This is a genomic window from Streptomyces sp. NPDC051218 (assembly GCF_044455475.1).
Taxonomy (GTDB): Bacteria; Actinomycetota; Actinomycetes; order Streptomycetales; family Streptomycetaceae; genus Streptomyces.
Map to the genome: position 1 here is coordinate 375,704 of NZ_JBITEU010000003.1, position 18,839 is coordinate 394,542.

At 68.3% G+C, this 18,839-nt stretch carries 11 protein-coding genes; 2 read left to right on the forward strand and 9 right to left on the reverse strand.

The annotated features are described in order from the left end of the window. Positions 1-144: 144 nt before the first annotated feature. From ACIBCK_RS12685 to ngcE, 6 genes are all read right to left on the reverse strand, one after another. Complete coding sequence (locus tag ACIBCK_RS12685) at positions 145-1,029, reverse strand: carbohydrate ABC transporter permease (protein WP_399389477.1); 885 nt, start codon at positions 1,027-1,029, stop codon at positions 145-147. After that, positions 1,029-1,976, reverse strand: a complete 948-nt coding sequence (locus ACIBCK_RS12690; RefSeq protein WP_399389479.1) for a carbohydrate ABC transporter permease — start codon at positions 1,974-1,976, stop codon at positions 1,029-1,031. The genes ACIBCK_RS12685 and ACIBCK_RS12690 overlap by 1 nt, the downstream gene beginning before the upstream one ends. A 42-nt stretch (positions 1,977-2,018) precedes the next feature. Beyond that, positions 2,019-3,281, reverse strand: a complete 1,263-nt coding sequence (locus ACIBCK_RS12695; protein WP_399389481.1) for an ABC transporter substrate-binding protein — start codon at positions 3,279-3,281, stop codon at positions 2,019-2,021. A 148-nt stretch (positions 3,282-3,429) separates the two neighbouring features. After that, complete coding sequence (locus ACIBCK_RS12700; protein WP_399389484.1) at positions 3,430-4,323, reverse strand: carbohydrate ABC transporter permease; 894 nt, start codon at positions 4,321-4,323, stop codon at positions 3,430-3,432. Between the two features lie 21 nt (positions 4,324-4,344). Then, positions 4,345-5,286, reverse strand: a complete 942-nt coding sequence (locus ACIBCK_RS12705; RefSeq protein ID WP_399389779.1) for a carbohydrate ABC transporter permease — start codon at positions 5,284-5,286, stop codon at positions 4,345-4,347. A gap of 172 nt (positions 5,287-5,458) precedes the next feature. Beyond that, positions 5,459-6,892, reverse strand: coding sequence for an N-acetylglucosamine/diacetylchitobiose ABC transporter substrate-binding protein (gene ngcE, locus ACIBCK_RS12710; protein ID WP_399389486.1), 1,434 nt, complete (start codon positions 6,890-6,892; stop codon positions 5,459-5,461). 520 nt (positions 6,893-7,412) lie between these two features. On the opposite strand from ngcE, the gene ACIBCK_RS12715 reads away from it, so the two are divergent. Both ACIBCK_RS12715 and ACIBCK_RS12720 read left to right on the forward strand, forming a co-directional pair. Then, complete coding sequence (locus tag ACIBCK_RS12715) at positions 7,413-11,288, forward strand: GH92 family glycosyl hydrolase (RefSeq protein WP_399389488.1); 3,876 nt, start codon at positions 7,413-7,415, stop codon at positions 11,286-11,288. Between the two features lie 126 nt (positions 11,289-11,414). Continuing rightward, entirely contained in the window at positions 11,415-11,804 is a 390-nt protein-coding gene (locus ACIBCK_RS12720) for a VOC family protein (RefSeq protein WP_399389490.1), read from the forward strand. A gap of 1 nt (position 11,805) precedes the next feature. Here the strand turns inward: ACIBCK_RS12720 and ACIBCK_RS12725 are convergent, their stop codons facing one another. From ACIBCK_RS12725 to ACIBCK_RS12735, 3 genes are all read right to left on the reverse strand, one after another. Beyond that, entirely contained in the window at positions 11,806-13,374 is a 1,569-nt protein-coding gene (locus ACIBCK_RS12725; RefSeq protein ID WP_399389492.1) for an ABC transporter substrate-binding protein, read from the reverse strand. Continuing rightward, on the reverse strand, positions 13,371-15,560 hold the full coding sequence (locus tag ACIBCK_RS12730) for an ATP-binding protein (RefSeq protein WP_399389494.1): 2,190 nt from the start codon (positions 15,558-15,560) through the stop codon (positions 13,371-13,373). The genes ACIBCK_RS12725 and ACIBCK_RS12730 overlap by 4 nt, the downstream gene beginning before the upstream one ends. A 69-nt stretch (positions 15,561-15,629) precedes the next feature. Further along, positions 15,630-18,824 (reverse strand): NACHT domain-containing protein, encoded by a 3,195-nt coding sequence (locus tag ACIBCK_RS12735; protein WP_399389496.1) that lies wholly within the window; start codon positions 18,822-18,824, stop codon positions 15,630-15,632. Positions 18,825-18,839: the final 15 nt, after the last annotated feature.

Consider the following 18,839-nt stretch of genomic DNA (forward strand, 5'->3'; position numbering starts at 1 on the left):
GTTGTGAACTCCAAGCTCTGCTGAACGGGTTGGCGCAGTCAAGTCCTTGACGGAAATCCCCCTCCCGAACAGCGGGACAGGCCGGGTCCAAGCGGCGAGGATGCACCCCAAACCACCCAGACCCGGCCTGTGGGGGCCGATCCGTTACTTGACCGATCCCGCGGTGAGACCCGAGACCACGTGCCGCTCGATGAAGGCGAACAGCACGATGACCGGCACGATCGCCACCACGGAGGCCGCGAAGAGGTAGTTCCACTCCACGGTGTAGGCGCCGATGAAGTTGTTGATGCCGACGGTCAGCGGCTGCTTGTCGGGCTCGGTGGTGAGCGTGAGGCCCATCACGAACTCGTTCCATGAGGTGATGAAGGTGAAGATCACCGCGGTGACCACACCCGGCAGCGCGAGCGGCAGCGTCACCTTCACCATGGCGCCGAAGCGGCTGGTGCCGTCGACCATGGCCGCCTCCTCCAGCTCCGGTGGGATGGAGCTGATGTAGGCCGTCAGGATCCACACGGCGAACGCGAGGTTGAACGCCGCGTTGGTGAGGATCAGCGTCCAGACCGAGTTGAGCATGTCCAGCTGGTGGAACTCGCGGTAGAGGCCGACGAGCAGTGCGGTGGGCTGGAACATCTGGGTGATCAGGACGAGCAGCAGGAAGGCCTTGCGTCCGCGGTAGCGCATGCGCGCCGTGTAGTACGCGGCGGGCAGCGAGACCAGGAGCACCAGGAGCGTGGCGCCGCCCGCGACCAGGAGGGTCACCTGGAGGTTCTGGCCGAGCTCCGACTCCTTCCAGACCTCGATGAAGTTCGACCACTCCAGGTTCTGCGGCAGGTACGTCCGGTCCCGCAGCTCGCTCTTGGGCCGGAGCGCGGTGATCACCATCTCCAGGTACGGAGCCAGGAAGATCGCCGCCAGGGCCCAGGCGACCACGGTGATGACCAGCGTGCGCGGCCGGAACGTGCGCCTGGCCCTCGGCCGGGGCGCGGGGCTCTTCGGGGACCCCGCGCGGGTCTCCGTCGCCGTGGCCATCAGTCCTCCTCGTTCCAGCGGCTGACCTTCAGGAAGATCAGCACGAGCACGACGACCATCGCGAAGTTGACCACGGACATGGCGGCGGATTCGCCGATGTCGGTCTCCTTCAGCTTGTACATGAACACCATGGTCGTGGAGGTGTCATAGCCGGGACCGCCCTGCGTCATGGCCCAGATGATCGGGAAGGAGTTGAAGACGTTGATGAGGTTGATGACCACGCCGACGAGGAACGCGGGCCGCAGCATCGGCACGGTGATGTGCCGGTACGTCTGCCAGGGGCTCGCCCCGTCGATCCGCGACGCCTCGTAGACCTCGCCCGGGATGGTCTGCAGACCGGCGAGCAGGGTGTACGTGGTGAAGGGCAGCGACACGAAGATCGCGACGGCCATCATCCACGGCCAGGCCGTCTCCGGCTGGCCGAGCCAGTCCTTCGACTTGTCGATGAGGCCGAGGTCCAGCATGAGCGTGTTGAGCACGCCCGCGGTCTGGTTGAGCATCCACTTGAAGCCGATGGCGGTCATCAGGACGGACGCCGCCCAGGGCGCGATGAGCGCCCAGCGGGTGACGGTGCGGCCGGGGAACTTCTGGTTGAACAGCTGGGCGAGGGCCAGCGAGAGCAGCATCGTCACGCTCACGACGACGACGGTCCACACGACCGTCCAGAGCAGGACCGACCCGAAGTCGGTCTCCTCGAAGAGCTTCTTGTACTTGTCGGTCCCCGCGCTGCCGCGCACGATGCCGGCGATCGAGATGTTGAGGAACGAGGTGCGGATCAGCTCGACGACCGGCCAGATGACCACGGCGAGGATCAGCAGGATGACGGGCGCTATCCAGGGCAGCGGGCCGAGCCGGGCGATGCCGCTGCGGCGGCTCACGGGCCTGGGTGCGCGCCCGCTCCGTCCCTGGCCGGTGTCGGCCGGGGGCGGAGGGGCCTTCAGTGACACAAGGTCTCCTTGCGTACGGAGCGAACGGGAGCTGTCTGCCTGCTACTTGGCCTCGGCAGCCGCCGCTTCCGCCTTCTTCTGCAGGTCACCGAGGACCGTCTTCGGGTCGTCGCTCGCGGCCTTGCCGCCGGTCTTCTTCATCTCGGCGGAGATGACGTCCCAGGAGGTGTCGCCCAGGGGGTAGAACTTGGCGTTCGGCAGGACCTCGAAGAACGGCTCCAGGTCCTTGTGCTTGCCGTTGGTCTGCATCGTCTTGAGCGCGTCCTGGGTGACGGGCATCAGGTTGTACATCTCGTCGAACTCCAGCATCTTCTTGGAGTACGTGAAGTCCAGGAACTTCTTGACGCCTTCCTTCTCCGCGCCGCCGTCCTTGAACGCCATCATCCAGTCGGCCACGCCGAGGGTGGACTCCAGCGGAGCGTCCTTGCCGGGGATCGGCGCGACGCCGTAGTCGACCTTGCCGTCCTTGGCCATCTGGATGAGGCTCGGGTGGCCGTTGAGCATGCCGACCTTGCCGGCCGCGAAGTCGGCGAAGGCCGTCTTGCGGTCGGTGGATGCCGGGTTGGAGTACGTGAGGCCGGGCTTGACGAGCTCCTTCTGCAGCCAGTCGAAGGTCTCGACGTTCTGCGCGCTGTCCAGCGTGTACTTGCCGCTCTCGTCGGTGTAGCCACCGCCGTTGCCGAGCTCCCACATCATCGTCTCGCCCTGGGTCTCCTCGGGGCCGAGCGGCAGGGCGTACGGGGTGTCGGCGGCCTTGGAGGACTTGATCTTCTTCGCAGCGGCGGCGACCTCGTCCCAGGTCTTGGGCGGGGTCTTCACGCCCGCCTTCTTCAGGACGTCCTTGTTGTAGAACATGACGCGGCTGGAGGAGACCCACGGGATGCCGTACTGGGTGCCCTTGACCTCGCCGGCCTTGGCGAAGGTGGGGATGAGGTTCTCCTTCGTCTTGGGCGAGAGGACCTCGTCGGCCTTGTAGAGCAGGTCGTCCGCGACCTTGTCGGCGTAGCCGCCGGTCTGCAGCAGGTCGGGCTGGTTGCCCGACTGGATCATGTTCTTGACCTGCTTGTCGATCTCGTTCCAGTTGATGACCTGGACATCGACCTTGTAGCCCTTGTTCTCCTTCTCGAACTCCTTCTTGACGCCGTCCCAGTACTTCTTGGAGGCGTTGGAGGCCTTGTCGCCGTAGTCCGCGGCGACGAGCTTGATGGTCTTGCCGTCGCCGCTGTCGCTGTCACCGCCGCACGCGGTAAGTCCCATGGCCATGGCGAGCGTTGCCGCACCGGTGGCGATTACTCGATTCCTCATGCTGTTCAACCCTTCGACATCGGTGTCGACTTGAACGCGGGCAAAGGTCCCCCCGCGGCGCCGTGGCGCCGACATTACTCACGGCCGGAATTGCCGCAACAGGCCTAGACCACTTTCGTGGCCAAGCTGAAATCACAGCCGGACAGGGTTACTTGAGAGCGCCCGCGGTGAGCCCCGCCTGCACCTGGCGCTGGAAGACCGCGTACACGACGAGCACCGGCAGCATGGCGATCGTCAGGCCCGCGAAGAGCGCCCCCCAGTCGCCCCGGTAGCCCTGCGAGACCGCCAGCGTCGCGAGGCCCTGCGGCAGCACGTACCGGCTCTCCTCCTCGTTGTTGAGCAGCAGCGGAAGCAGGTACTGGTTCCACTGGCCGAGGAAGTTGAAGATGCCGATGCTTACCAGGCCGGGCTTGGCCATGGGCAGCATGATCTGGAAGAACGTGCGCGTGTGCGAGGCCCCGTCGACCATCGCCGCCTCCTGGACGCCGGTCGGCAGCGTACGGAAGAAGGACGTCAGGAAGAACGTGGTGAAGGGCAGCGAGTACGCGATGTACGCGATCATCAGGCCAGGTCGGGTGTCCAAGAGGCCGAAGTTCTCCATGACCGCGAAGAGCGGCACGAGGGCGAGGATGACCGGGAACATCATCCCGCCCGCGAAGAGCATGAAGATCAGCCGGTTGCCCGGGAAGGTGAAGCGGGCGATCACATAGGCCGCCATCGACCCGAGCAGCATCGTGCCGGTCAGTGAACCCGCCAGGATGATCACCGAGTTGAGGGCGTACTGCCCGATGCTGGCCTCGGTCCACGCGTTGGTGAAGTTCTCCCAGTGGAAGGAGGCCGGCCAGCCCATCGGATCGCTGAGGATCTCCGTCGAGGGACGGAACGCGGTGAGGGCGACCCAGACGAGCGGGCCCGCCGCGAGCACCACCCACAGGACGAGGAAGGCGTGCGAGAAGACGTTGAGGGTCGCACCGCCGGCCGAATCGCCCTCCCGGCGGGGTACGTCGGCGGCGTCGGTGCGGGGCACGGTGGTCGTGGTCATGATGCAGTGGCTCCCGCGGGCTCAGTATTCGATCCGGTCGCGATTCCCGATCCTCATGACGATCAGCGAGAACGCCATGCTGAGGACGAGGAGGACGACGCCGATGGAGGTGGCATAGCCGTATTGACCGTCACGGAACCGTTCGTAGAGGAAGACCGGGGTCACCTTCAGGACGTGCTCGGGCACCATCACGAGCACGATCGCGAACGAGTCGAGGGCCTGGATGCCCATGTAGATCCAGCCGGTCCGCACGGTGTCCCAGATCAGCGGGAGCGTCACGCTGAAGAAGGTCCGCCCCCGGCCCGCGCCGTCGAGCAGCGCGGCCTCGTAGATGTCCCTGGGGATCGCGCCCATCGCGGCGGAGAACAGCACCACGTAGAAGCCGACGAAGCTCCAGGAGAGCACGACCATCACCGCGATGAGGGCGAGCGAGCGGTCGCCGCCGAGCCAGGCGGGCCCGTCGATGCCCACCTTGTCGAGGCCGCCGTTGATCAGACCGCTGTTGGTGTTGAAGACACGGCCCCAGACGACCGCGATGATCGCGACGGAAAGGACCTGGGGGAAGAAGTAGACGACCTTGTAGAACGACGAGCCCGCGACCCCGGCGATGGCCTGGCCCTTACGGTGCCGGCCGCCCGACGTGATCATGTAGGCGAAGAACATGCCGAGCACGAGCGTGAGCACCGGGGCGACGACCGCCAGGGTGACGCTCACCTCCAGGGACTCCCAGAAGCGCTCGTCGTTCCACATCTTCGTGAAGTTGTCGAAGCCGATGAAGTTCGCCACGGGACCGCCGGACCAGTCCGTGAACGAGTAGTAGATCGCCTGGACGAAGGGCGAGATGACGAACAGGGCGTAGAACGCGAGCGGCAGGGCCAGGAAGCCCGCGATGAAGCGGTACTTGTCGAGCGTGCGGTAGCGCCGGTCGTAGCGCACGCTCTCCGGTGTGAAGCGGGGCGGCAGCAGCACCGCCAGGATGAACAGCGCCCGGCCCGGCGCCTTGCGTGGGCCCGGCCGGTCCGGTGCCTTGCGTGCCTTCTTCGAAGGTGGGGAATCGTCCACCCGGGTGTCACTCTTCACGCCACTTCGCCCCGCCTCGCTCACGTGCCCGCGTTCTCGGTCGATCAGCCGCTGGTCAGGACTTCTTGACCTTGACGACGTCAGGGTCCTTGAGGATCCGGGCCCCGGCCTTCTCCATGATGTCCATGGCCTGCTTGGTGCCGATCTGGCCCAGCATGAACTTGGCGATCATGTCGTTGAAGTCCTCGCGGAACAGCTCGTTGTACCAGTCCATGTGCTTCGCGATGACGACGTTGTCGCCGGCGGCCTCGATCGCCTTCTGCACGCTGGCCACACCCGACGGCAGCTTCTGGCCGTCGATGGCTCCCTTGACCACGGGGAGGGCGGAGAGCTCCCTGAAGTTGTTCAGGGCGGCCTCCTTGCTGTACATCGCCCGCAACCACTCCAGGCCGCCCTGCCGGTTCTTCGCCTTCTCGGGGACGACGTAGAACTCACCGGCCGGTGCGTTGATCGTGCCGAACGGCATCTTGTCGCCCGAGTCCAGTGACGGGCTCGGGCCGAATGACATCCCGAAGTCCTTCGGGGTGGTGTCCTTGGCCTCGTTCTCCACCCAGGAACCGTTGGGCACGAAGACGCACTTGCCGCCCTTGGTCCAGGCGGTCTGCATCTCGGTGTGCGCCTCGGTGCCGTCGAAGCCGGTCAACACGTACTTCTTGGCGACCAGTTCCTCCCAGGCCTCGAAGACGTCCTTGACCGCGTCGTTCTTCCAGGCGCCCGGCTCCAGGTGGTCCATGGCCGTGGCGATCTCGCGCCCGCCACGCTGCGCGAACATCGTGTACATGCTGAAGAACATGTACCGGGGGTGGCCGCCCGGGTAGCTCCAGCCGTGGATGCCCTTGGCCTTGGCCTTCTTGCAGACCGCGAGCATCTCGTCCCATGTCTTGGGGTACTCGGAGTCCAGGCCCTCCTCCAGGAGCTTCTTGGAGTAGAAGGTGCCGTAGACCGTCAGCGAGATGCCGGCCTGCCAGGTGCCCGAGCCACCGAAGTTGCCGCTCGCCTCGACGGCCGGGGCGAGGATGTCGCGCACCTTGACGCTCGGGTCGTCCCACGACGGCGCGTCGAGCAGCTCGGTGAGGTCCGCCACCTGCTTGTTGGAGACCAGCTTGCCGGGGTTCATCTGGTCGGCGCCGGAGTTGTTGATGACGTCGGCCGTCGGCTTGCCGCGGACGATCTTCGGCTGCACCTGAGTGGCGACCTTCGTCGTCGACTTCTGGCCGGCGTCCGAGTCCGGGTACCGCTTCTTGTACATGTCGGTCACGAACTGGGCGTACTTGTCGCCGTAACCGCCGTTGAAGACGACCACGGCGAGCGCGGCGTCGTCCTTCACGCCGAGCGGGTTCTTCTTGGACTTCTCGCCCTTTTCCGCCTTGTTCTCTTCTCCGCCACCGCTCGCGCACGAGCTCAGGGCGCCCACGGCCGGCACTGCGAGAAGGCTGGTGGCCGCCGCCCTCTTCATCACGTCACGACGGTTGATGCTGGTGGATCCCATGCTCAAGTCCTCGCCTTCCAGGACTCAGGCGGCGTACGGGGCTCCCGACAGCTCGCCAGTGGCGAAGGGCCCGACACCGCGGGTCAGTTGAAGCTTTCGTGGTGCGTTGCGTGCGACAACTACATGGCAAGGGCTCGCACCCGCCACTCAGGGTGCCGATAGGTATAGTCCACTTCTCGGCAGCAGAGCAAGATCGAACGCAGCCTCGGCCAGCAGTCTTTCCCGAGTTGAGACCTCGCGGAGATACGGACTGGTTCGTTCACGGCGTGAGCAAATTCAGCCGAACGGATCGGCCGCGACTTGGACCCGCCGTCACTCCCTCCCCTTGATCTTCCCTGGCGCTCACTTGCACCTCATTGGACTTTCTCCCGTACCCCTTGGACTTTCCCCCGGCCCCCGCCCCCCTCCAGGCCCCGTTCGGCGCTTTCAACAGCCTTGACACCACACACCACTTGCCGCCCTACTGGACCCTGCGCAGCGATGTGACAACGTTGTCCGACTCGCAGGGAGGGGTTCGGGGATGCCGCACAGATCACGCAGACCTCGCTTCAGACACCACCGTTCGGCCGCGGTCCTGGGAGCGGCCGCGTTCACGCTCGTCGCGACAGCGCAGGGCGCAGCCGTCGCCAAGCCGGAGGAACCGCCCAAGGCGGCCAAGGAGTTCGTCTCCTCGTTCGAAGAGGGCGAGGCGCAGCCCGACTGGCTGAACACCGTGGAGACCGGTCCCGACGGCAAGAAGCGGACCGCCGGTGTCAACGGCGCGTTCAGTTCGGGGATACCCGGAAGTGTGAACGACCACGTGACGGAGGTCCGCGCCAGCGGTGAGAACTCCGGGAGCGGCGAGGTCAAGGAGAACCTGGTCGACGGGGAGCCCACCAGCAAGTGGCTCACGTTCGAGCCGACGGGCTGGGTCGAGTACGACCTGGACGAGCCCGCCAAGACGGTGACGTACGCGCTGACGTCCGCGAACGACCACGCCGAGCGCGACCCCAAGGACTGGACCCTCAAGGGCTCCACCGACGGCAAGGACTGGAAGGTCCTGGACACCCGGAAGGGTGAGGCGTTCGACAAGCGCCACCAGACCAAGAAGTACGACTTCGAGAACTCCACCACGTATGCGCACTACCGCCTGGAGGTGACCGCCAACAACGGCGCGTCCGACGCCCTCCAGCTCTCCGACGTCCACCTCTCCGTCGGCGGCAGCCAGACGCCCGACCCCGAGGACATGCTCTCCCTCGTGGACCGCGGCCCCAGCGGCTCCCCGACCGCGAAGTCGGGCGCCGGGTTCACCGGCAAGCGCGCGCTGCGCTACGCGGGCACCCACAAGGTGGACGGGCGCGGCTACTCGTACAACAAGGTCTTCGACGTGAACGTCTCGGTGCGGCGTGACACCGAGCTGTCCTACCGGGTCTTCCCGTCCATGGCGGAGGGTGACCTCGACTACGACGCCACGAACGTGTCCGTGGACCTGGCCTTCACCGACGGCACCTATCTGAGTGACCTCAAGGCGATGGACCAGCACGGCTTCCCGTTGACGCCGCAGGGCCAGGGCGCCGCGAAGGGGCTCTACGTCAACCAGTGGAACAACGTCCAGGCGCGGATCGGGCAGGTCGCGCGCGGCAAAACCGTCGACCGGGTGCTCGTCGCGTACGACTCCCCCAAGGGCCCGGCGAAGTTCCGTGGCTGGGTGGACGACGTGTCCCTGAAGGAGAAGGCCCCGGCGAAGCCGAAGGCCCACCCATCGGACTACGCGGACACCACCCGCGGCACCAACTCCAGCGGCGGTTTCTCGCGCGGCAACACCTTCCCCGCGACGGCCGTACCGCACGGCTTCAACTTCTGGACGCCGGTGACCAACGCCGGCTCCCTGAGCTGGCTCTACGACTACGCGCGCGGCAACAACGCGGACAACCTGCCGACGATCCAGGCGTTCAGCGCGAGCCACGAGCCGAGCCCGTGGATGGGCGACCGGCAGACCTTCCAGATGATGCCGTCGGTCGACAAGGACACGCCGTCCGCGTCCCGCACCAAGCGCGCGCTGCCCTTCAAGCACGAGAAGGAGACGGCACGCCCGCACTACTACGGCGTGACGTTCGAGAACGGTCTGAAGGCCGAGATGGCCCCGACCGATCACGCGGCGATGATGAAGTTCACCTATCCCGGTGACGACGCGAGCGTCATCTTCGACAACGTCTCCGAGAAGGGCGGCCTCACCCTCGACGAGGAGAACGGGATCGTCAGCGGCTACTCGGACGTGAAGTCGGGGCTCTCCACCGGCGCCACCCGCCTCTTCGTGTACGGGACCTTCGACTCGCCCGTCACCGCCGGCGGCAAGCTCGACGGCGGGGGTGGCGGTGACGTCACCGGCTATCTGCGCTTCAAGCCGGGCAAGGACCGCACGGTGAACCTGCGCCTCGCGACCTCGCTGATCAGCCTCGACCAGGCCAAGGCCAACCTGAACCGCGAGATCCCGTCGGGCAGCTCCTTCGAGCGCGTGAAGAACCGCGCGCAGAAGAGCTGGGACGACATCCTCGGCAAGGTCGAGGTCCAGGGCGCGAGCGAGGGCCAGCGCACGACGCTCTACTCCAGCCTGTACCGCCTGTACCTCTACCCCAACTCGGGCTTCGAGAAGGTCACTTCGGCGAACGGCAAGTCGAAGTACCAGTACGCGTCGCCCTTCTCGCCGCAGACGGGACCGGACACCCCGACCCACACCGGCGCGAAGATCGTCGACGGGAAGCCGTACGTCAACAACGGCTTCTGGGACACGTATCGCACGACCTGGCCCGCCTACTCGCTCCTCACGCCGAAGAAGGCGGGTGAGCTGGTCGACGGTTTCGTACAGCAGTACAAGGACGGTGGCTGGACGTCGCGTTGGTCGTCGCCGGGCTACGCGGACCTGATGACGGGCACCTCGTCGGACGTGGCGTTCGCCGACGCCTACGTCAAGGGCGTGGACTTCGACGCGAAGGACGCGTACGATGCGGCGCTGAAGAACGCGACCGTGGTGCCGCCGAGTTCGGGCGTCGGCCGCAAGGGCATGGAGACCTCGCCCTTCCTCGGCTACACGCCGAGCGAGACCCACGAGGGCCTGTCCTGGGCGCTCGAGGGCTACCTCAACGACTACGGCATCTCGCGGATGGGCCACGCCCTCTACAAGAAGACGGGCGAGAAGCGCTACAAGGAGGAGTCGGAGTACTTCCTCAACCGCGCCCGGGACTACGTGCATCTCTTCGACGACAAGGCGGCGGGCGGAGGCACCGCGCCTGGCTTCTTCCAGGGCAAGGACAAGAAGGGCGAGTGGCGCGTCCCCTCCGACAAGTTCGACCCGCGCGTGTGGGGTCACGACTACACGGAGACCAACGCCTGGGGTTACGCCTTCACCGCCCCGCAGGACTCACGCGGCCTCGCCAACCTCTACGGCGGCCGCAAGGGACTCGGCGACAAGCTGGACACGTACTTCTCCACTCCGGAGACCGGCTCCGCGGAGTTCGCGGGCTCCTACGGGGGCGTCATCCACGAGATGACCGAGGCACGCGACGTACGCATGGGCATGTACGGGCACTCCAACCAGGTCGCCCACCACGCCGCCTACATGTACGACGCGGCCGGTGAGCCGTCCAAGACGCAGGAGAAGGTCCGCGAGGTCCTCTCCCGCCTCTACACCGGCAGCGAGATCGGGCAGGGCTACCACGGCGACGAGGACAACGGCGAGCAGTCGGCCTGGTACCTCTTCTCCTCGCTCGGCTTCTACCCGCTGGTCATGGGCAGCGGCGAATACGCCATCGGCTCCCCGCAGTTCACCAAGATGACCGTGCATCTGGACGGCGGGCGCGACCTGGTCGTCAAGGCGCCGAAGAACAGCGCGAAGAACGTGTACGTCCAGGGCCTGAAGGTCAACGGCAAGAAGTGGACCTCGACGGCGCTCCCCCACAAGGAGATCGCCCGCGGTGGTGTCCTGGAGTTCGACATGGGGCCGAAGCCGTCGGCGTGGGGCACGGGCAAGAACGCCCAGCCGACGTCGGTCACACAGGACGACGAGGTGCCGTCGCCGCGCGGTGACGCCATCAAGGGTGACGGCGCGCTCTTCGACAACACCTCCGACACGGACGCGTCGTCGGACACCGCCGTCGACCTTCCGGTCGCCAAGGAAACGAAGGCCGTGCAGTACACGCTGACGTCATCGTCCGACAAGGCGAAGGCGCCGCGCGGCTGGGTCCTTCAGGGCTCGTCCGACGGCGAGAAGTGGCAGGAGCTGGACAAGCGGTCCGGCGAGTCCTTCGCCTGGGACAAGCAGACCCGGGTGTTCACGGTCGACGCCCCGGGCACGTACCGCCACTACCGGCTCGTGCCCGAGGGGTCCGCGACGCTGGCGGAGGTGGAACTGCTCAGCTGAGACGCGTCGCAGGTAATCGCTCGACAGCGTGATGTCGCCGTGGCTAAGATCCACGGCGACATCGCGTGTCGGTCACCGGCTGGGTGAGGCATGGAGGTGTCGGGAGATGCCTTCTGGAGGCATTCCTTGTCAGTCGAACTGAACCACACGATCATCCACGCCCGGGGCAACCGGGAGTCCGCCGAGTTCTTCTCGGACCTGATGGGACTCGAAATCGCCTCGGTGTGGGGCCCGTTCATCGCGGTGCAGCTGAGCAACTCCGTCACCCTGGACTTCGCCACCATCCCCGCGGACAAGATCACCCCGCAGCACTACGCGTTCCTCGTCTCCGAGACGGAGTTCGAGGCGGCGTACGAGAAGATCAGGGCGCGCGGCATCGAGCACTGGGCCGATCCGCAGCAGAAGCTGCCGGGTGAGTTCAACACCAACGACGGCGGCCGGGGCGTGTACTTCCTGGATCCGTCCGGCCACGCCATGGAGATCATCACCGTGCCGTACGGCGGCTTCCCCGCGTAGCTCAGGAGGGGCAGCTCTTCTCCTCGTCCCCCCGGAACGTCCGGTACAGCGGCAGTTTCTTCTTGTCGCCGGAGCGGGCCACCGGGGGGAACTCGATGACCGGGACGGGCTTGCAGACCGCCCACTGGTTGTTCTCGCCGGGGCCGGTGAACCCATAGGTGCCGCCCGCGCCGACGAGGCAGCCCGTGCATGTGCCGCCGTTGATCGTCGAGAAGGTGAGCGTGCTGTAGACGTCCTTGGTGGAGGGCAGCCGCTCCGTGTGGCCGCCTTCGGTGATCTCGCTGTACGAGCGGTCGACGGCGGACGCGAGGAGTGCGAACCCGTCGTAGTACATGGCCGCGTACCCGTCCTCCAGGGGCTTGGTTCCCAGCTCGTGCTCGCTCTGGATCTTCTTGAAGCGGGCGTGGAAGGGGGAGAAGCCCGAGGGTGCTTCGCCGGGATCCTTCGCCCAGTCGGGGTCGTAGGCCGACGCGTCGACGATCATGGCGTTGGCCCTGCGCAGGCTGCGTTCGATGCCGGCGGCGGTGAGTGTCGGCTCAAGGCCGATGCCGACCTTGAGGATCCGCAGCTTGTGGCCGCCGCGGTCACAACCGCCCTCATTGGCGAGGCGGTTGATGAAGGCGGGCAGGTCCTGGTCCCGGCCCGCGAAGAAGACGGTGTCCGCCTGGTCGCGGCAGATCCGCGCGACGGCGTCGGCGAATCGCTGCGGGATGCCCTGGTCGTCTCCCGACGAGCCGATGTAGTGGGAGTTGTGGTTCTTGAGGTCGTAGGTCTTGCCGAAGTGCCGGTCGAAGACCTCACGCAGGTTCTGGGAGTACACGTCACCCTCGCGGCTGTCCCACAGCAGCAGGCCCTTCTCCTTCTGCGGATAGCGGTCGAGGTAGCGGGACAGGGCCTCGGCGAACTGCTCGTTGTTCGGCGAGGTCTTGAAGAAGTACCGGAAGTTCATGGAGGCGGCGGTGATCACCGGGCCGACCGTGGGGATGCCGCGCCCGGTGAGCTCGGCGACCGCCTCGCGGGTCTCCGTCGTACTGCTGGGGATGCCCGTCACGCCGACCAGTGGGGCCGCCTTGTCCCGCGTCAGCTCGGCGAGACGGTCGACGACGGGCCGCCACTCGCTGAGGTGTTTGCCGTCGGGGGCGAACAGCAGTTGGTAGTGCGGCCCGCTCGCGCTGTTCGCCTCGAGCTGCGCGGCGAGGGCGCCCGCCAGGGAGCGCCGGATCATGTCGCCGGTCATCGCGCTCGACGCGTTCGATGTGAACGGCATCATCAGGGCGACCCGTACGTAGGGGATGGGGGCCCTGTCGTCCGTGGGGTTCTCCCAGTCCTGCCGGACGCGGGCGTTCTCGTCCGCCACGGCCTTGATGAGGCTCTTGGTCTCCTCGTCCGCGTCGAAGGCCTGGGCGGTGACCCCGACGCACTCCCCCGCGATCTCCTCCAGGCCCTCACCGCACGGACCGGGACGCGAGCTGTTCCACGTGATGAGGCCGCCGACGAGGGCGATGACCACCACCGCGGCCACGAGCCATTCGAGGGGGCCCCACTCCTTGGGCGGGTTCTTGAACATCATGACCCCTCACTGGCGGGGACGGGCAGGACCTGCCGTTTGCGGGCGGCCGTCGGCCAGTCGCGGGCTGCTCTGCCGAGGGCCGCGTACCAGGTGCGGTGGCGGCGGGAGAGGAACCCGAGTTCGTCACCCACCGCCTGGCACAGGGTCTCGGCATCCGGGTCGATCGCCGCGTCGGCGTACGGCTCGGACAGGTACCACAGGGCGTGCAGGAGCCGGTTGATGCTGCGGCCCGCCTCGTCGAGGTGGGCGAACTGGGCGGCGCGTTCGCCGAGCGCGATCTCCACCCGGTGGTCGCTCCAACCACCCGGCTGGTCCTGGGAGTTCGCGTCCACCGCGGTGTTCTTCGACGGCGGGGTGGGGGCGGTGGCGCAGTGCCGCAGGCACTTCAGCCAGTGCTCGACGCTCTGCACCGCCTCCTCCGCGCCGAACTCGTCCGCCAGCATCTCGACCGCCCCCGCCGCGTTCCCGGCGGCGAGGTTGTGCCGCAACGCGTCCGCTTCTCCCCGGGCGGTGCGCTGCACGTGGTAGCGGTGCAGGAAGCGGTGTATCTCGTGCCAGCTGTGCGGGTCGTCGGGCGGCGGCGAGGTGCGGCGCGCCTCGTGGACGAGGAGCGCCTGCAGGAGCTTGCTCTCGACCAACGGCGCATCGATCGGCACGGACTGCTGCCACTGCCGCTCCACCAGGTACTGCGCCGCCGCGTTGGCCGGCAACTGCTCGGGCCCGTCCAGGCGCAGATCCTCGGCGAGGGCCTCCGCGGTCGCGTTGTCCCGCGCCAGGCACAGCACCAGGAGCCGGTCGCGCTGCCGCCGGTCCGGCAGGAGATCCTCCAGGAGCACCTGGGTGACCGGGCGGCCCTGCGGCGTGGGCAGGTCGAGCAGGTCCCTGGGGGCCACCGCGCGGTGGTGCCGGGCCGCGTGCACCACGGCGTCGCACAGCACGGTGCTCGCCGAGGGGTGCCCGCCGGTCAGCGAGTGCAGGGCCGATGCCAGGTGGGGGTGGAGGAGCCGCGCCGAGGCCCGGTCGAGCATCGACAGGACGTCGTCCCTGCCCAGCGGCGTGAGCGGCACGACGAGCAGTCCGGCGGACGGATCGTGTCCGGCGCGCTGCCAGATGGCGGCGGCCTGCTTGCGCCGCGCGCTGCCCACGGGCGGCAGCAGGTCGGCCAGTTCGCGGCGCACCGCCTGCGGCGCCTCCTCCTCGGGCACGTCCCCGAGGCGGGTGGCGACGACGGTGATCCGGTCGCGGTGGGGTCGCTGCGCGCCGGCGCGGTGTTCGAGCAGCAGGTCCAGGAAGCGCCGCCCCGCGGGGGCGTGCGCCTCGTCGAGGAGGATCAGCGGCCAGGGTTCACGGTTCAGGTGCCGCACCAGGCCGTAGGCGGCGGCCACCTCCTCCAGGAAGGCGGCCATGAGGGTGTTCTCGACGGCGTGGCGGTAGTCGCCGCCCCGGTGGAAGCGGCGGCCGAGCTCAAGGAGGGCATCGGGCTTCCCCGTCTCCCCCTCGGGCATGGTGTGCCGCTGCCCGTACCAGTTGCGGGCCGTGGTGAGGCCGCGCAGGGACTGGAGTTCACGCAGGATCGCCGCGGTGACCGGCTGCGTGGCGTCGTCGTCCGCCACGTCGGCACCGGAGGCCGCCGCCTCGGTCGCCGCGTCGACGGAGGCCACGACCTGCTCCGACCACTGCCGCGCCACGTCGCGCTCGCCCCCGGCCATCACCCCGCAGGCGATCAGGAGCCTGGCGTGCCGCGCGCACACGGCGTCCCGTCCGTCGGCGTCGGCGAGGGACCAGCCGGACACCGCGAACAGGCCGGGCAGCAGGACCGGGAAGAGGCCGAGCCCGGGTGCGAGCGCGCACACGATCCGCTCGAGGATCTGCACGAAGTCGGCCGCGGGCGTGGCGGGCACGTCCTCGGCCTGTGCGGTCACGACGGGTGCCGCGGCGGACGCTCCCGGCACCAGGACCCGCACATGGGCCAGTGGCAGCCTGTTGCGGTAGTTCCGCGCGAGCCCGTCGAGGACCGCGCTGCGGCCGAGTCCGTGCTGCCCGGTGAGCAGGACCACGGGCACGTCGTCACCGAACTCCCGTTTCGTGCGCGCCCGTTCGTCGTACGCAAGACCCGTGAGCGACGGGATGAGTGAGCCCACCAGAGGACCGCGCCCGTACAGCAGTGGCGTTTGCGGCTTGCCCATCCGACGTTTTCCCGCTTCCCCCTGGAGCGCCAACTCAGCTCGGACCTGTGGAACTTACCCCCCTTCCCATCAGGGCTGCGGGTAAATCTCCAGATCGACCCGGTCCGGGAGATTCGCCGCCGCACGGACCTCTCCCGGGTACGCGAGCCTGACCCTCCGCAGCTCGGACAGGCCCGCCAGATGCGAGAGATCGATGTCGGTTCCCTGGGTGAGATGGATCTCGACGAGGCCCGGCAGCCGCCGGGCGATACGCCGCAGCGACACGAGGGCGCCCGGCTTCGCGTACACGTACAGGTGCGTGACCTGCGAGACCTGTGCCTTGGGATCGAAGAGCAGCGTGCTCAGCTGCTCCGGGGAGAGCGTCAGGGTGCGCAGCTCGGGCAGTCGGGCGAGCAGCGCGCCCCACCCGTCCGGCAGCAGCCGCTCCCCCGCTTCGTGCAGGCGCAGTTCCTCCAGCGCCCGGAAGTGCCCGATCTCCGCCAGCTCGACCGTGCCCATCGGCAGCGCAAGGACCCGCAGGTCCCCGAGGCCCGCGAGGTCGGCGAGCCCGCGCCAGGGCACTTGCAGACCCAGGTGCAGGGCGCGCAGGCGGGGGCACTGGGCCAACTTCGCCAGGGGTTCGAACTGCGGCAGATCATCGAGCACCAGGGTGTGCAGCTCGGGCAGCCGGGTGAGCGGCGCGGGCTCCCGGAGGTTGCGGCAGCCCTGCAGGGTGAGGCTCTCCAGTGCCGGGAAGTCGGCGAGCAGCCCGAGGTCGTCCAGCTGGAGCGCGCCGCGCAGCCTGAGCTCGCGCAGGCGCTGCGGGTCGAGGGCCGCGCGTACGGCCTCCGGAGTGAAGTCGCCATGTATGCCTACGCGTTCGCAGCCGGGCAGCGCGGCGAGCGCTTCGAGTTCGGCGCTCGACCGTACGGTGACGGCCTGCGAGGGGTCGGCGGTGAGGAGCGGCCGGATGATCTCGTCGGCGTACACCCCGGTCTCGAACCGGTCCCAGTGGCCGAGGAGTTGGGCTCGAACCACGGCCTGCCGGGTGCCGAGGAACTCCCGCAGGCGCGGGATGGCGGCGTCACCGCCGATCTGGCAGATCGCGTGGACGGTCGCGAGCTCCTCGTCGCCGTCGAGCTCGCCCGCGCCCGGCAGCAGGCCGAGCAGCAGCGGCCCGGTGCGCGCTAGGAGCCTGGCCTGGCGCAGGCTGCGCGGCGGGACCATGCGCGCGGCCTCGGCCTCGATGGTCGTCCGCACGGCGGGGTCGAGGCGGGTGGCCTGCTCCAGCGAGGCGAGGGCGAGCAGTCGCAGCCGGGCCTGGACCGTCGCGTCCTTCTCGCGGTTGCCCCGGTCGTTGAGCCGCATGAGCAGATCGGCACGTCCGTTGTGATCACTCTGCGCGACGGCCATCTGCACCACGTCCTCCCACTGGTCGGCATGGGCGTTCTTCACCAGAATGCCGAAGTCCCGCTCTTCGAGCACCGCTTTGGCGCCGAGATAATCCTGAAACGTGCGGTGCAGGAAGTCCACGGCCCCCGACGCGGGCTCGCGGAGCACTCCGGTGCGTTCGATGAGGTACTGCAGGGCGTCTTCCGGTTCGCCCATCTTCTGCAGGCTCGGCACCTGGGGCTGGAGCCTGCGGACGAGGTCCACGGCGTCGGGGCGCTCGATCTGGGTGCGTTCGTTGCGGATCAGCCAGTACGCGAGGCGCTTGAGGGGTTCGGCGGCGGCCTCCTCGCTGAGCTTGAGGCCGCGCAGGCCGCGCTCCACGTCGCGCCGTTCGAGCAGCATGGACAGGGCCGCCTTGTAGAGGGCGGCCCGGCCCGCGGGCAGATAGCCGTTGCGTTCCCTGTGCAGGGCGCAGATCAGCGTGCACATCAGCGGGTTGGTGGCGAGCCTGCTCAACTCCGGTCGTGCGCGCAGGGATTGGATCAGCGCGTCGTCCTCTCCCTCGCGCGCGTCGGCGGCCGTGTGCCATCGCTGGATGAAGCGCCGCAGGTCGTCGGGGCGCAGCGCGTTCAGGGTGAACTCGTGGAAGCCCTCGCGCTCCAGCCAGCCGGGGGCCAGCGCGGAGGGGCGGGTGGTGGCGAGCCAGATGTTGCCGGAGAAGGCGGCGAGGAGATCGCGCAGCCAGTCCCGGGTGCGGGTGCGGTCGGCGGCGGGGATCTCGTCGAGGCCGTCGATGAGCAGGACTCCGCGGCCGTTCTGCAGCAGACGGGCCGTCCATCCCGCGGGTTCGGTGCCGGCCAGCGGGCAGCCCATCCGGCGCAGGAAGTCGTCGGGCAGCGGCAGTTCGGTGCCTTCACGGACCAGGGTGCGCAGCGGCAGGACGAAGGGGACGCGCCCGAGGAGCTGGGGCAGATGTCCGGGCACCGAGTCCTGCTGCGCGGTGGTCAGGGCCAGCCACTGGACGAGCGTCGTCTTGCCCGTACCGGCGAGCCCGTGCAGCAGGACGCGCCGGTGTCCGACCAGAACGGTCTCGACGCTCTCCTCGACCTGCGCGGGCCTCCCCTCGCGGTCCACGTCCGGTTCGTCGTCCGCGGCGGCCGTCGCGACGGCCCGCAGGCTCAGGTAGGCGCTCTCCAGGGGCCATTCCTTGCCGCGGGGGTCACGCAGATCGACTCCGTAGAGGGTGAGGCTGCCGTGGCGCTTGACGACGTAGCGTGCGTAGTCCTCCTCGAAGCGGGCGTCGGCCGCCGTCCAGTCGTCGCCCGATACGCGGCGCAGGATGACCTCCAACTGGTCGCGCTGGCGCCGCAGTTCCTGGAACTCCTCCAGCTGCGCGCGGGCCGCGAACCCGGGCCGCTGGGTGAAGAACCGCACGAGGTGCACGCAGGCGGTCCGCAGGAGTACGTCGTGGAAGAGTGCCGCGTCGCGGGTGAGGAGCCTGCGCGTGTCGGGCCCGGCCTTGCGTGACAGCTCCCTGGCCAGCTCGTCGGGTCCGAGCACGAAGACCTGTACGTCGTCCATGTCGAGCTCGCCGAGGGCGAAGAGAGTGCGGGTCAGGGCCTGTCCGACGGCGTCGTGCTCGTCGTCCGCGATCGGCCGCTCGTGCGGTCCCGCGGCGCGCACCGCCCGGCGCACCAGCTCCCGGGCCAGCCGGTGCATGTCGTCCTTGCTGAGCGAGGGGTGGTCCCCCGCGAAGGAGAGCAACCCCTTGATCCGTACGGGCTGTTCGGTGTACTCGGCGCCGGGCGCCTTGGGCGGCGGAAGCAGCAGCCGTTTCAGCAACGGCACCACGACCGAGGACGCGACCTTGATTCCGACTGCTCCAGCGTCCACACGATCCCCCGTCGC